Origin of the sequence: Algoriphagus sp. oki45 (genome assembly GCF_036245605.1) — a bacterium.
In the GTDB taxonomy this organism is placed as follows: Bacteria; Bacteroidota; Bacteroidia; order Cytophagales; family Cyclobacteriaceae; genus Algoriphagus.
Genome location: NZ_BTPC01000005.1, coordinates 336,670 through 349,094, shown reverse-complemented (window position 1 = coordinate 349,094; position 12,425 = coordinate 336,670). Strand labels below are relative to the sequence as shown.

Genomic DNA, 12,425 nt, shown 5'->3' with positions numbered 1-12,425 from the left:
CAATTTTAAGGAATTGAGCCTTTTTTCGTTTTTAGAGATTAAACTTATATTTGATTTATGAACCTGCTTGAGGAAAATACGCTAGGCATTAAAACCCTTTGTGAAAAACACAAAGTGGCTAAACTCTATGCCTTTGGTTCGGTGCTTACTTCTGCTTTTAATGATGAAAGCGATGTGGATTTTTTGGTGGAATTCCATATTAAAGATATTGATAAGTACGTGACCAATTTTTTCTCCCTCAAAGAGGAACTGGAAACACTTTTTAATAAAGAAGTTGACCTCATAGAATATAGGTCAATTAGCAACCCTTACTTTAAAGAAGAAATCGACGAAACTAAATCTCTTTTGTATGAGTCGAAAAATTAAAAAATACCTTTTTGATGATTTGACCTGTATTGATGAAATCGAATCCTTTTTTGATGGAAAAGAAATCACAATCGAACACCTAACTGGAGATCGGAAAACGCTCCGAGCAGTCGAGCGAAATCTTGAAATAATTGGGGAAACAACTAAAAGATTGATCAAAGTCGGGCCAAAAATCCCAATCTCTGACGCAAATGAGATAATTGGGGCTAGAAACTATATTGCTCATGAATATGAGTCCGTTTCGTATATTATTATTACCAGAACTAATAGGGATCATTTCCCACTTTTGAAAAAAGAAGTCAAAAAACTCTTGGAGGAAAAATGATCCTCTACGCCTTCCCCGTCCGCACCGCATTTACCGACCGTGACCTAGAAATGATCAGTCCGGTGGCTGCAATCAAGCCTTTGGAGTTTACCCAAAGCCCGGTCAAACTTCCATTTCATTTTATTCTTCAGTTTTTTCAACTGCTTTGGTTTCTACCTCAGACTAGCCAATACCTCTGCTTTTTCGGAGGATACCATAGTGTGTTGCCGGTTTGGTTTGGGAAGGTGTTTGGAAAAAAATGCACCATCCAAGCAGGAGGCACCGACTGCATCAATATGCCCGAGATAGGTTATGGGAATTTTCGGAAAAAATGGCTTCGCAAAGCCACGGTTTACTCTTTTAAAAACTGCTCGTTGATTTTGCCAGTAGCCGAGGCCTTGGTCAAGCAGGATTATTCGTATGATTCAAGTATTTCGCCAAAGCAAGGTCTTTTGAATTTGATTCCAGATCTGAAAACCCCCATTCAGGTCATCCCCAATGGTTTTGATACAGATTTCTGGAAAGCTTCAGGAAAAGAACGTAATACGTTAACCTTTATATCGGTAGCAACCGGCACTTCCAATCTTTCCCGCGCGATGGTAAAAGGCTACGATCTAATTGAAAAATTAGCAAAGGCTCATCCAAATTGGGAATTCACCTTGGTTGGCGATTCGAATTATGTATCACCAAATTCGAACGTAAAGGTTTTAAGAAAAATGAATCCTTCCGAACTTTTGGCGCTTTACAATTCCCATCAGTTTTACCTTCAACTTTCTACTTCAGAAGGTTTTCCAAATGCACTTGGAGAAGCCATGGCTTGTGGTTGCATTCCGATTGGTTCGGCTGTTGGGGCGATTCCGGAGATTATTGGGGATTCGGGTGTGATTTTGACAGAAAAGAATTTACATGTGCTTGATTCAGCCATTCAAGACTTTGCCAAGCAGGACTTGAATTCATTTTCACAAAAAGCCATCTTAAGAATCTCGAGACTCTTCAACTTTGGGTTAAGAAAAAAAGCCCTTTTGGAGGCTTTGGAATTGATCAGTTGATCAGTTGAATTTGATTTCGGTTGACTCTTACCCTTCCTCTTTGTTCCAGTTTTTTCAACAATCGCGTAATCACTTCCCTACTGGAATTCAGTTCCTGAGCAATCTGCTGATGGGTTTTGTGAATCAAGTTGCTTTGGATAGCCTCGGCATTTTTCTCTAAATATTCCAAAAGCCTCTCATCCATTTGGTGAAAGGCAATTCCATCTACCACTTTAAGTAACTCTTCAAATCGATCCTGATAGGTGTCCATGACAAAGTAATACCATGACTTGTACTTGGGCATCCACTCATCCAACTTGGAGATGGGCACCGAAATGATGGTGGTTTCTTCCTCCGGAATAGCTTTGATTTTAGAATAGCCTTCCCTAGCCGAGCAGATCATAGTGATGGCGCAAGCCTCTCCTGGCCCGAGGTAATACATAAATAGCTCGTGGTCATTTTCATCTTCCCTGAAAACCTTCACCTGTCCCTGAACAATGAGCGGGATGATTTCCACCTTTTGTCCGATATCCATCATCAGCGTATCTGCAGGTAAGACGACAAGTGTTCCGTCTTTGAAAATCTCCTCCCGAAGTCCTTTTTCAAAATCAGGAAAATTTAAATCCAAAAACTGCGCTATTTCCTTTTTCATTAGTTGATCTGTGGTTAACTTGAAAAGGTGACATTGATCACCTTTTTATTTTTTGTGATAGATAGTTTTGACCATGTTTTCTCCAAAACACCTTGGAAAATGATTAAATCCAAAGCTCAGCAACTTTTTATCCTCGGTCTAGGACTTATGTTACTTTTCCGAATCTTTTCCAAAATCCCTCTATTCGAAGGCGAAATTGCAGGTTTTGACGGAGGCAAACTTTTAAAAATCATAGTCGGACTCGTGTTTATCGTGTCGACTTTTCTCATTTATCGAAAATCCAAAAATCAAGTATCATGATCTGGGATGTAGAATTGCTCTCGCGAATTCAGTTTGCCTTCACCATCATGTTTCACTACATCTTCCCACCTTTCAGTATTGGGTTGGGATTGCTACTGGTGGTATATGAATCCCTTTTCCTCATTACCAAAAAGAAAATCTATGAAAAAATCACCCGGTTTTGGATCAAGATTTTCGCAGCCAACTTCTCGGTGGGAGTAGCCTCCGGCATCGTCATGGAGTTTGAGTTTGGCACCAACTGGTCCACTTACTCCCGATTTGTCGGAGATATTTTTGGCTCGCCACTGGCAGCAGAAGGGATTTTTGCCTTCTTCCTTGAATCGGGCTTCTTGGCGATTCTGCTTTTTGGCTGGAATCGAGTGAGGCCGGGAATGCACCTTTTTGCTACGATCATGGTGGCATTGGGCAGTATGCTTTCGGGCTTTTGGATCGTAGTAGCAAACAGCTGGCAACAAACACCTGTAGCCTATGAAATCGTGGTGGATTACGGAATTCGCAGGGCGGTGATCACGGACTTCTGGGAAATGGTCTTCAATCCTTCCGCGATGGTTCGCTTTACTCACGTGATCCTGGGAGCTTGGATTCAGGGAGCCTTTTTGGTAATGAGCGTTTCTGCCTACTATTTGATCAAAAAGATTCATGTGGAATTTGCCCAAAAGTCAATTGCCATTGCCCTGGGGCTTGCGGCCATTGCTTCCTTGGCACAGCCCTTGGTTGGGCACGAACATGCCAAGGTGGTCAGCGAGTGGCAGCCTGCCAAACTTGCGGCATTCGAAGGACTCTATGAAACCCAAACGAACGCCCCACTTTATCTCATAGGTTGGACTGATCCAGAAACTCGCGAGACTTCCGGAATTGCCATTCCCGGAATGCTGAGCTTTTTGGTGCACGGAGATTTTGATGGAGAGGTAAAAGGATTGGAAGAGTTTCCCGAAGAAGACTGGCCTGCCGTAAATGGAGTCTTTCAAAGCTATCACCTAATGGTCGCCTTGGGAATGCTGTTTATCGGAGCGACACTTCTGAGTCTGTTTTTGCTTTGGAGGAAAAAGCTCTTTACCCAGAGTTGGTCCTGGCTGCTCAAATTGTACATCCCGGCGGTGGCCCTGCCTGTACTCGCTAACCAACTCGGTTGGCTCTCTGCTGAGCGCGGACGTCAGCCATGGATCGTGCAGGGGCTTTTGCGTACCAGCGAAGGCGTATCCAAATCCATTTCAGCTCCTGAAGTGATGATTTCCTTGATCTTATTCGTGCTGGTTTATATTCTCTTATTCTTTGTTTGGCTTTATGTCTTGGACCGGGAAATCAAACATGGGCCAGATCATCTATCATCAGGAGTAGAAGCCGGTTTTCATAAAAAGTCCGAACGAATGGACGCCATCAAACCTCATTAAATCATGGATTTCAACGTAGTCTGGTATGTTTTGGTAGGAGTCCTCTTGATCGGCTATGCGATCCTGGACGGATTTGATTTGGGAGTGGGAATTCTTCATTTGAGAAGCAAAGGAGATCATGACCGCCGTATCCTGATGAATGCCATCGGGCCTGTATGGGATGGAAATGAAGTTTGGTTAATTACGGCTGGAGGAGCGCTTTTTGCGGCCTTCCCCAATGTATATGCGACGGCATTTTCCAGCTTTTACCTGCCCTTTATGCTCTTGCTGATCGCCTTGATTTTCCGTGCCGTCTCGATCGAATTCCGAAGTAAGGAGGCTAATCCCCGCTGGAGAAGCTTTTGGGATAAAGGATTTTCTATTGGTTCCATAGTTGCCACGCTCCTTTTTGGGATTGCCATTGGAAATGTGGTGATGGGGTTCCCGATCGGCGGCGATATGGAATATCAGGGAAATTTCTTTGACCTGCTCAATCCCTACTCTTTGATGGCCGGTTTTTTTGCTTTGACCATGTTTTCCCTCCACGGAGGAATCTATCTAAACATGAAAACAGAGGGGGAACTTCAAAAGCAAGTTCAAAGCTGGATCAAAGTGAATTACTGGATTTTTGTGGTTTTCTATTTGATTTTCTCTGGACTAACCTTGTATTTCAAGCCGGAGATGATTGCCAATTTCTCCTTTGGTAAAATTGACCTTCCGGGAAACAAGCATGAATTGGTGGAAAATCATCAAACACTGATTTCCGTCTTTGCTTGGACCATCGTGCTTCTGAATGTTTTGGCGATTGCCAATATTCCGAGAATGCTTTCCAAAGGCCGGGAGGGATGGGCCTTTATCTCATCAGCCTGTATGATTGCGGCGATCGTGATGCTTTTTGCTTTGGGTATTTTCCCCAATCTGATGGTATCCAACCTTGATCCATCTTTCAATCTGGACATTTACAATGCCGCCTCCTCAGCCTATACCTTAAAGACGATGGCGATACTAGCCGCTTTCGGACTGCCTTTTGTGGCATCCTACACGATCATTATTTATTGGACTTATCGGGGGAAAGTGAAGCTGGATGAAAGTAGTTATTGATTTGCCTAAGTGAGAAAAATCACTGCAAACCCGTAAATGATAAGTGAAATTCATCTTCACAAAACCTAGTGTTAAGATGAAACGAATCTTTCTCCCAGTTGCCTTGATGGTAATTTCCCTAACGGGTTGTCAAGAAGCAGAAAAGCCCTCGTCCACCCCATTGCTTTCCGAGCAGGAGTTAAATGATCTTCTTTTTACAAGAGAGGAAGAAAAGCTAGCTCATGACGTATACACCTATGCGTTTGAAAAGTACGGAACTTCTGTTTTTCAGAATATTTCCCGAAGTGAAACCCAACATATCGCTTCCGTCCTTCAGCTAATGGACGCTAATAAGCTTACGGACCCGTTGAATGGAAGTACCTCACCCGGAGAATTTTCGGATCCAGTCCTAAAGAGCCTATACGCGGAACTCACCTCTAAAGTAGACCAGTCTTTAGCTGATGCTATCCGAGCAGGACTTCTGATCGAGGACATGGATATCCAGGACTTGAGGCTTGCCGTAGCTTCTACCCAGAAGCCAGAACTGATTCAACTTTACGAAAAGCTCCTTTGCGGATCAGAAAATCACATGAGAGCATTTTACAGACAGGCACAGCTCCTTGGCGTGGAATATACCCCTGCCCACCTCACTCAATCTGAATTTGATCTTATCATTCAATCCGAAACTTCTTCCTGCCAACCCAATTGATTTATGCATTATATTCTGATTCTACTTACTCTTCTCTTTTTCTGTGGAGGAAAAACTCCTCAATGGGAACAAAGCTTCGACACCGACAGAAAGCTTTTCGTCAAACAAGTCTTGTCAGGGGAAGGACTGATTTTGCTGCAAAAGCACTGCTACACCTGCCACAACCCCAAGTCAAAATCGCATGATGAAATTATAGCCCCTCCGCTTTGGGGAATGAAAAAACACTACCTCGAAGCCTATCCTGAAAAAACAGACTTTGAAAAAGCCATGATAAGCTTCATTGAAAATCCAACAGAAGAAAAAGCCTTGATGAAAGGCCCAATCAAACGATTTGGGCTGATGCCCAAGCCCATGGTCGATGAGGATGACTTGAAAAAAATCGTCGAATACATCTATTCCAATGAACTCGAAAATCCTGCATGGCACATAGAAAAAGACAATGAGAAAAAACCCAAATCCGACCATCTGAGGTGACCTTGGTCACGATCGGCCGGAAAAGGGTTAGTTAAATTTGTTCTATCAAATTCAAAAAACAATAACAATCATACACATGGAAACTACAACACCAACTATGCCACGAATCGGAGACCTAGCTCCGGATTTTGAGGCAATGACCACTACAGGGAAAATAAAATTTTCCGAATACATCAAAGACAGCTGGACTATTTTATTCTCTCATCCTGCCGATTTTACACCGGTTTGTACCACAGAGATGAGCGGATTTGCTCTGGATCAAAACTTCTTTGATGAGCATCAGACCAAATTGATCGGTCTAAGTATCGATTCTATCCATGCCCATATCGCTTGGGTGAATAATGTGAAGAAAAACACTGGAGTCCTATTCGAGTTTCCGATCATCGCAGACATTGACATGAGGGTATCCAAACTCTATGGAATGCTGCAGCCCGGTGAAAGCGAAACCGCAGCTGTCCGTGCGGTATTCTTTATCGATCCTACCGGAAAGATCCGATTGATCATGTACTATCCTCTCAATGTGGGCCGAAACATGGAGGAAGTCAAAAGAGCATTGGTGGCTCTTCAGACTGCTGACAAACACAAGGTTGCTTTGCCACTTAACTGGACTCCGGGTGAAAAAGCGATTGTCCCTCCACCCAAAACTGTGGAAGAGATGATTGCCCGAGAAAACAGTGATTATGAGATGGTAGACTTCTATTTGGCTAAGAAAGATCTGCCATTGAATTAGATTTTTGGATTAAAGGGTTAATTAAATGGGAAAGCCTTTTCGAAATATTCGGGAAGGTTTTTTTGTTTTTTGATCAAAAAACAGAATTTCCAGGAAATCGATTTCACAAAATATCAAAAACCTATTTTTATATATTTTGCACAATTTTCTATAAAACAGGTTCATTTTTAAACCTATTTTTTGGTTTTAGACAAAATCAACGATTTATAAAGCATAAAAAAAGGGAGCCTTTTTTGATTTTGGCTCCCTGTTGGGGTTTATTGTTAATGGATTAAAACCATATAAACTTTGGCTAAGTACTGGGTTGAGCTATTTTTCTTGTTGCCAAAGTTGGATAAACCTATCAAAAGCAAATAAAAAATCAAAATTTCGATAAAAAATTTCTTGTTTATTTTTTTCCTGTTCTTTGAAATGACTTCGGAGTCATATGAAACTCCCGCTTAAATACCCGGATGAAATAGGCAATATTATTAAAACCCGCCATGTGACATACCTCCTGGATTTGATAGTTGCCGACCGATAGGAAGTATCGGGCCAGTTTCAACCGCTCAATGAGCACAAACTCCATTGGGGTCAATCCCAACTCTTGTTTGAATGTTCTGAGAAAATGCGCCTTGGACATACAGGCCTGAGAGGCCAATTCCTCCAATTGGAGATTTTCCCTGATATGGGTCTTTATGTAACCCACCACATGCGCCAATCGATTGCCTGAAGCTAGCTCCTTGTAGGTTTTTTCAAGCATCTCGCGGGCTTGGGTCTGTGTCAGTCGGATCAATAGCTCTTTAAGGGCCAATGAAGCAATCAGGTCTTTTTCTTTAGATCGCTCTTTCACTCCTATGCGAATAAAGCGATTAATAATCTCGGAAAGATCTTGAGTATTGATCAGATGAAAATAGGAAAGGTCCAAGCCCCATTCTTGGGTAAGTACTTTGGAAGAAAAACGTTCATTAAGCAAATTGAAGGTATTTTCTATCATTTCCTTGGAGATGGAAAGGGCAATGCATTGAGTCGGATTGTCCAATTCTGCCTCCGGAAAATCAATTTTCATCACCTCGTTGGGAGGTACAATTACTGATTCACCGGGAAGGTAATCAAAACCGGGATTACCGAATAGGTGCATCACTTTTTTCCCCTTTAGCATGGTGGTCAACACCAAATCTCCAAAGACAAGATTGACCTTTTCTGCTGCTTGATGGGTTTCAAAAATATTGAGTTCGCAGTTGTCCAGAGTATAGGTAGTCCGATTTTCTACCAGAGTCTTGAGGTCATTAGGCCTTCTCCAAGGCACAGTATATTGAAAGGGATTTTGGGTCATGGGAATGGGCTGGAATTGAGCTGATTATCCTAATTTTTCAAAAAATAGAAAAAAGAGCGAAGTAAAATTCTGACAAAAGTCACTTTAAGCGAATAAATTGATTATTCAGTGCAATTTTTTAAAATTCCTAAAGGGGAAATTTGGTCAAAACCAAAATAACCCAACATATGGAAACGCTAACTCTTTCAAAATCCAAGCCAGTAGACCGGCCTCTGATCAAATCCCAATACGACCATTTTATCGGCGGGGAATGGGTCAAACCTGCCTCAGGAGAGTATTTCGATAATATTTCTCCTATCGACGGGAAAGTTTTCTCCAAAGCAGCAAGAGGAAACAAAGAAGATATCGAGAAGGCACTTGATGCAGCCCATGAGGCGTTTGTGAGATGGTCAAAAACTCCAGCAGCCGAAAGAAGTCGAATCCTTCTCAAAATTGCAGATATCATCGAGGACAATCTTGAACTTTTGGCAAGGGTAGAAACCATCGACAATGGAAAAGCCATCCGGGAAACCCGAGCAGCCGATTTGCCTCTATGCATCGATCATTTCAGATATTTTGCCGGAGTAATCCGGGCAGATGAGAGCACGATGTCCGAGCATGACGAAACCACAGTCAGCATCAATCTACATGAGCCACTAGGTGTGGTGGGACAAATCATCCCTTGGAATTTCCCCCTTTTGATGGCTACCTGGAAGATAGCCCCTGCCCTGGCAGCAGGATGCTGTACCGTAGTGAAGCCAGCTGAACAAACTCCCACCAGCATCATGGTGCTGATGGAGCTCATCGCTGACGTAGTACCTCCCGGAGTGATCAATGTGGTGACTGGATTTGGAATCGAGGCGGGAAAACCACTCGCTACTTCCACAAGAGTGGCAAAGGTGGCCTTTACCGGTGAGACGACTACAGGCCGACTGATCATGCAATATGCTTCCGAAAACCTCATTCCCGTGACCATGGAGCTGGGTGGAAAATCCCCCAACATCTTCATGAAGTCTGTCGCAGATGCAGATGATGAGTTTTTTGATAAAGCGGTAGAAGGTGCCGTCATGTTTGCGCTCAATCAAGGGGAAGTGTGCACTTGTCCATCTCGAATTTTGGTTCACGAAGACATCTATGAAGTATTTATGGAGCGAGTCATTGCCCGCACCAAAGCGATCAAACTGGGCCATCCCCTTGCAGAAGACACCATGATGGGTGCGCAAGCCTCTAATGATCAATACGAAAAAATCCTCTCCTACATCGAGATCGGTAAGCAGGAAGGTGCTGTGGTCCTGACCGGTGGTGCTAAAACAGGCCTAAATTCCGGACTGGAAAACGGGTACTATATCCAGCCCACCATCCTCAAAGGCCACAATAAAATGCGAGTCTTTCAAGAAGAAATTTTCGGACCTGTCACTTGTGTCACCACCTTCAAAACCACAGAAGAAGCAATCGCCATTGCAAACGACACGCTCTACGGCCTAGGAGCCGGTCTGTGGTCCAGAGATGCTCATGAGTTATATCAGGTACCGCGAGCCATTCAGGCGGGTCGTGTTTGGGTCAATTGCTATCACGCCTACCCTGCACATGCTCCTTTTGGAGGATACAAAAAGTCTGGTTTTGGCCGAGAGACTCACCTGATGATGCTCAACCATTACCGTCAAACCAAAAACATGCTTATTTCCTACAGCAAGCAGAAGCTGGGATTCTTCTAATTCATAGCCAATTTCAGGAAAGGCAGGAGAATTTTCTTCTGCCTTTCCATTTAAAATGAAAACATGCCCCAAAGAATCCTCATAACCCCAAAAGCGGCAGAAATCATAACTGTACTAAAAAAGCGATATGCCTGCGAACTGATGTTCCACCAAAGCGGTGGTTGCTGTGATGGTTCGGCTCCCATGTGTTTTGAAAAAGGAGAATTCAAACTCGGTTCCCAGGATGTATTGATCGGTGAAATCGAAGGATGCGAGTTTTTCATGACACAGGACCAATTTGAATACTGGAAACATACCGAACTGACGCTGGATGTGGTCGAAGGAAGAGGTAGTAGCTTTTCTCTTGAAATTCCACTCGGACTCCGGTTTTTGATTCGTTCCCGAGTTTTTTCCTATGAAGAGTATCTTCAGCTACCTCCGATAAGATTAGGAAATGATCCTGCATTGTAAGAAATGAGCTGAAAATCTCTCTTTACACTCATTTTAGCTATATTAATCGGCAAAACCCCAGCCGATGAAAAAAATAATTCTCTTTCTCGCCATTCTCTTTGTGGTCTATCTGATTGGGATCAATACTGTTCCCTCCTACATAGAAAGCCAGCGAAACCCTGTAAAAAGTCCCGCACCCTACTCAGTCTCAGCCGAGGCCCAAGCGCTCTACGAACGATTGGATTTCATCAGTGACTTGCACTGTGATGCTTTGCTTTGGGGAAGAAATCTAAATGAACGCGGGGATCGAGGCCATGTAGACTTTCCCAGAATGCGGGAAGCCAATGTGGCTCTGGAGATGTTTACCATCGTATCCAAATCTCCGGCAGGGCAAAACATGCAAAGCAATTCCGAAGATGCCTTTGATAATATCACACCTCTTACCATTGCCAAAGGGGAAAGTCCATGGAACTGGTTTAGTCTGATCAACAGGACCCTTGGCCAAAGTGAAGCGCTTGCTCAGTTTGTGGAGAAGGAGGAAGGAAAAGCCATCTTCATCCGATCCAAGGCCGATCTCGAGGAGCTTCTAGACGCAAGAAAAAGCGATAAAAGCACCATCGGAGCCATGCTGGGAATTGAGGGTGGGCATGCCTTAGAAGGATCTATGGAAAACCTGGATAAGGTCTATGCCGCAGGGGTACGAATGATTGGCCCCACTCACTTTTTTGACAATGAATTTGGAGGCTCAGCACATGGGGAAAACGGGGCAGGACTTTCTGATTTTGGAAAGGCAGCGGTCAAGCGTATGAATGAATTGGGGATTTTTATTGATTTGGCGCATGCCTCACCAGCCATTGTAGAAGATGTATTGAACCTTACTTCCGAACCAGTCATCGTTTCTCATACCGGAGTTAGGGCTGTCTTGGATTCTCAGAGAAATCTGAGTGACGATCAGATTCAAAAAATCGCAGCCAACGGAGGAATCATCGGAATTGCCTTTTTTGATATGGCTGTCGGCGAACCCGAGTTGCCCAATATCATCGCCTCCATCAAGCATGTGCGTGATTTGGTTGGTGTGGAATATGTAGCCTTGGGTTCGGATTATGACGGTTCAGTAGCCGTTCCTTTTGACATCACAGGGCTTCCTTTGATCGTGGAAGGCTTGATGGAGGCGGGATTTTCTGAGGAGGAAATCCGCGCAGTCATGGGGGAAAATGTCAAACGCTTTTTCCTACAAAACCTCAACTAATCATGGAAGAAAAGCAGCATCTCCCCAATACCAATTTTGGAAAGCTTCAGGAATACCTCCGTGAATTTGTCTACGGGGGCATAGACGGGGCTGTGACCACCTTTGCCGTTGTAGCCGGTGGCTATGGGGCAAACCTCGACCCAGGTATCTTGATTATCTTGGGTTTTGCCAATTTGTTGGCAGATGGTTTTTCAATGTCAGTGGGAGCCTATCTTTCTGCCAAAAGTGAACGGGACAATTTCGACAAACACGAAAAAATCGAATATTGGGAAATCGAAAATCTTCCCGAAATCGAGCGAGAGGAAGTGGCTGAAATCTATCGGGAAAAAGGCTTTAAAGGTGAGCTTTTGGATAAAATTGTCGACCACATCTGCGCGGACAAGGATCTCTGGGTAGCTGAAATGATGAAAGACGAATTGGGCATGATGAAGGAAACCAAAAGCCCATTTAAAATCGGCTTGGCCACCCTGATTTCCTTTATTTTAGTAGGCTTTATCCCCTTGATGGTCTATCTCTGGAATTTCTTCTTTCCGATGGAAATCAACACCTTCTTTTGGACTAGTGTACTAACAGGGCTGGCTTTTTTGATTGTAGGGTGGCTCAAAGGAATCGTCAATCAAACCTCCACCCTTCGCAGCATTTTAGAGACAGTGGCTTTAGGTCTGTTGGCAGCAGTAGTAGCCTATTATGTCGGCGATGTTCTGGAAAGTTTTTTCAAATAACTC

The 12,425-nt window shown here is 43.6% G+C and carries 15 protein-coding genes; 13 read left to right on the top strand and 2 right to left on the bottom strand.

From position 1 onward, the window contains the following. Positions 1 to 57: 57 nt before the first annotated feature. Genes AAA942_RS19290 through AAA942_RS19280 form a run of 3 tightly spaced genes read left to right on the top strand, consistent with a single transcriptional unit; the run spans position 58 to position 1,719 of the window. On the top strand, positions 58 to 366 hold the full coding sequence (locus tag AAA942_RS19290) for a nucleotidyltransferase family protein (protein WP_338221939.1): 309 nt from the start codon (positions 58 to 60) through the stop codon (positions 364 to 366). Beyond that, the gene (locus AAA942_RS19285; protein ID WP_338221938.1) at positions 350 to 691 is read left to right on the top strand and encodes a HepT-like ribonuclease domain-containing protein; all 342 of its coding nucleotides are present in this window, start codon (positions 350 to 352) and stop codon (positions 689 to 691) included. Before AAA942_RS19290 ends, AAA942_RS19285 begins: the two co-directional genes overlap by 17 nt. Further along, positions 688 to 1,719: a glycosyltransferase family 4 protein gene (locus AAA942_RS19280; RefSeq protein ID WP_338221937.1), complete on the top strand. Its 1,032-nt coding sequence runs from the start codon at positions 688 to 690 to the stop codon at positions 1,717 to 1,719. The genes AAA942_RS19285 and AAA942_RS19280 overlap by 4 nt, the downstream gene beginning before the upstream one ends. Here the strand turns inward: AAA942_RS19280 and AAA942_RS19275 are convergent. Beyond that, positions 1,712 to 2,350: a Crp/Fnr family transcriptional regulator gene (locus AAA942_RS19275; RefSeq protein ID WP_338221936.1), complete on the bottom strand. Its 639-nt coding sequence runs from the start codon at positions 2,348 to 2,350 to the stop codon at positions 1,712 to 1,714. The two genes, AAA942_RS19280 and AAA942_RS19275, sit on opposite strands and share 8 nt — an antisense overlap. Before the next feature lie 99 nt (positions 2,351 to 2,449). On the opposite strand from AAA942_RS19275, the gene AAA942_RS19270 reads away from it, so the two are divergent. From AAA942_RS19270 to AAA942_RS19245, 6 genes are all read left to right on the top strand, one after another. Continuing rightward, complete coding sequence (locus AAA942_RS19270; RefSeq protein WP_338221935.1) at positions 2,450 to 2,650, top strand: hypothetical protein; 201 nt, start codon at positions 2,450 to 2,452, stop codon at positions 2,648 to 2,650. Next, positions 2,647 to 4,041 carry a cytochrome ubiquinol oxidase subunit I gene (locus tag AAA942_RS19265; protein ID WP_338221934.1) on the top strand — a complete coding sequence of 465 codons (1,395 nt, stop codon included), beginning with the start codon at positions 2,647 to 2,649 and terminating at the stop codon, positions 4,039 to 4,041. Before AAA942_RS19270 ends, AAA942_RS19265 begins: the two co-directional genes overlap by 4 nt. A gap of 3 nt (positions 4,042 to 4,044) precedes the next feature. After that, entirely contained in the window at positions 4,045 to 5,121 is a 1,077-nt protein-coding gene (gene cydB / locus AAA942_RS19260) for a cytochrome d ubiquinol oxidase subunit II (RefSeq protein ID WP_338221933.1), read from the top strand. 76 nt (positions 5,122 to 5,197) lie between these two features. Next, on the top strand, positions 5,198 to 5,809 hold the full coding sequence (locus tag AAA942_RS19255) for a DUF2202 domain-containing protein (protein WP_338221932.1): 612 nt from the start codon (positions 5,198 to 5,200) through the stop codon (positions 5,807 to 5,809). Positions 5,810 to 5,812: 3 nt separating this feature from the next. Then, positions 5,813 to 6,283, top strand: a complete 471-nt coding sequence (locus AAA942_RS19250; protein WP_338221931.1) for a c-type cytochrome — start codon at positions 5,813 to 5,815, stop codon at positions 6,281 to 6,283. A gap of 76 nt (positions 6,284 to 6,359) precedes the next feature. Beyond that, complete coding sequence (locus AAA942_RS19245) at positions 6,360 to 7,013, top strand: peroxiredoxin (protein ID WP_338221930.1); 654 nt, start codon at positions 6,360 to 6,362, stop codon at positions 7,011 to 7,013. Between the two features lie 388 nt (positions 7,014 to 7,401). Here the strand turns inward: AAA942_RS19245 and AAA942_RS19240 are convergent, their stop codons facing one another. Further along, positions 7,402 to 8,328 (bottom strand): AraC family transcriptional regulator, encoded by a 927-nt coding sequence (locus tag AAA942_RS19240; protein WP_338221929.1) that lies wholly within the window; start codon positions 8,326 to 8,328, stop codon positions 7,402 to 7,404. A 167-nt stretch (positions 8,329 to 8,495) separates the two neighbouring features. On the opposite strand from AAA942_RS19240, the gene AAA942_RS19235 reads away from it, so the two are divergent. From AAA942_RS19235 to AAA942_RS19220, 4 genes are all read left to right on the top strand, one after another. Continuing rightward, positions 8,496 to 10,022, top strand: a complete 1,527-nt coding sequence (locus AAA942_RS19235) for an aldehyde dehydrogenase family protein (RefSeq protein WP_338221928.1) — start codon at positions 8,496 to 8,498, stop codon at positions 10,020 to 10,022. 63 nt (positions 10,023 to 10,085) lie between these two features. Beyond that, on the top strand, positions 10,086 to 10,472 hold the full coding sequence (locus AAA942_RS19230) for a DUF779 domain-containing protein (protein WP_338221927.1): 387 nt from the start codon (positions 10,086 to 10,088) through the stop codon (positions 10,470 to 10,472). A gap of 64 nt (positions 10,473 to 10,536) precedes the next feature. Beyond that, positions 10,537 to 11,700, top strand: a complete 1,164-nt coding sequence (locus tag AAA942_RS19225) for a dipeptidase (protein WP_338221926.1) — start codon at positions 10,537 to 10,539, stop codon at positions 11,698 to 11,700. Between the two features lie 2 nt (positions 11,701 to 11,702). Then, a complete protein-coding gene (locus tag AAA942_RS19220) occupies positions 11,703 to 12,422 on the top strand; it encodes a VIT1/CCC1 transporter family protein (RefSeq protein ID WP_338221925.1) in 720 nt (239 codons plus the stop codon). Positions 12,423 to 12,425 lie beyond the last annotated feature (3 nt).

Bases quoted from the DNA above. Each gene is read 5' to 3' on its own strand.
- AAA942_RS19255 (WP_338221932.1), top strand. From the start codon at position 5,198: ATGAAACGAATCTTTCTCCCAGTTGCCTTGATGGTAATTTCCCTAACG.
- AAA942_RS19250 (WP_338221931.1), top strand. From the start codon at position 5,813: ATGCATTATATTCTGATTCTACTTACTCTTCTCTTTTTCTGTGGAGGA.
- AAA942_RS19275 (WP_338221936.1), bottom strand. From the start codon at position 2,350: ATGAAAAAGGAAATAGCGCAGTTTTTGGATTTAAATTTTCCTGATTTT.
- AAA942_RS19225 (WP_338221926.1), top strand. From the start codon at position 10,537: ATGAAAAAAATAATTCTCTTTCTCGCCATTCTCTTTGTGGTCTATCTG.
- AAA942_RS19280 (WP_338221937.1), top strand. From the start codon at position 688: ATGATCCTCTACGCCTTCCCCGTCCGCACCGCATTTACCGACCGTGAC.
- AAA942_RS19230 (WP_338221927.1), top strand. From the start codon at position 10,086: ATGCCCCAAAGAATCCTCATAACCCCAAAAGCGGCAGAAATCATAACT.
- AAA942_RS19245 (WP_338221930.1), top strand. From the start codon at position 6,360: ATGGAAACTACAACACCAACTATGCCACGAATCGGAGACCTAGCTCCG.
- AAA942_RS19235 (WP_338221928.1), top strand. From the start codon at position 8,496: ATGGAAACGCTAACTCTTTCAAAATCCAAGCCAGTAGACCGGCCTCTG.
- AAA942_RS19265 (WP_338221934.1), top strand. From the start codon at position 2,647: ATGATCTGGGATGTAGAATTGCTCTCGCGAATTCAGTTTGCCTTCACC.
- AAA942_RS19240 (WP_338221929.1), bottom strand. From the start codon at position 8,328: ATGACCCAAAATCCCTTTCAATATACTGTGCCTTGGAGAAGGCCTAAT.
- AAA942_RS19220 (WP_338221925.1), top strand. From the start codon at position 11,703: ATGGAAGAAAAGCAGCATCTCCCCAATACCAATTTTGGAAAGCTTCAG.
- AAA942_RS19285 (WP_338221938.1), top strand. From the start codon at position 350: ATGAGTCGAAAAATTAAAAAATACCTTTTTGATGATTTGACCTGTATT.
- AAA942_RS19290 (WP_338221939.1), top strand. From the start codon at position 58: ATGAACCTGCTTGAGGAAAATACGCTAGGCATTAAAACCCTTTGTGAA.
- cydB (WP_338221933.1), top strand. From the start codon at position 4,045: ATGGATTTCAACGTAGTCTGGTATGTTTTGGTAGGAGTCCTCTTGATC.
- AAA942_RS19270 (WP_338221935.1), top strand. From the start codon at position 2,450: ATGATTAAATCCAAAGCTCAGCAACTTTTTATCCTCGGTCTAGGACTT.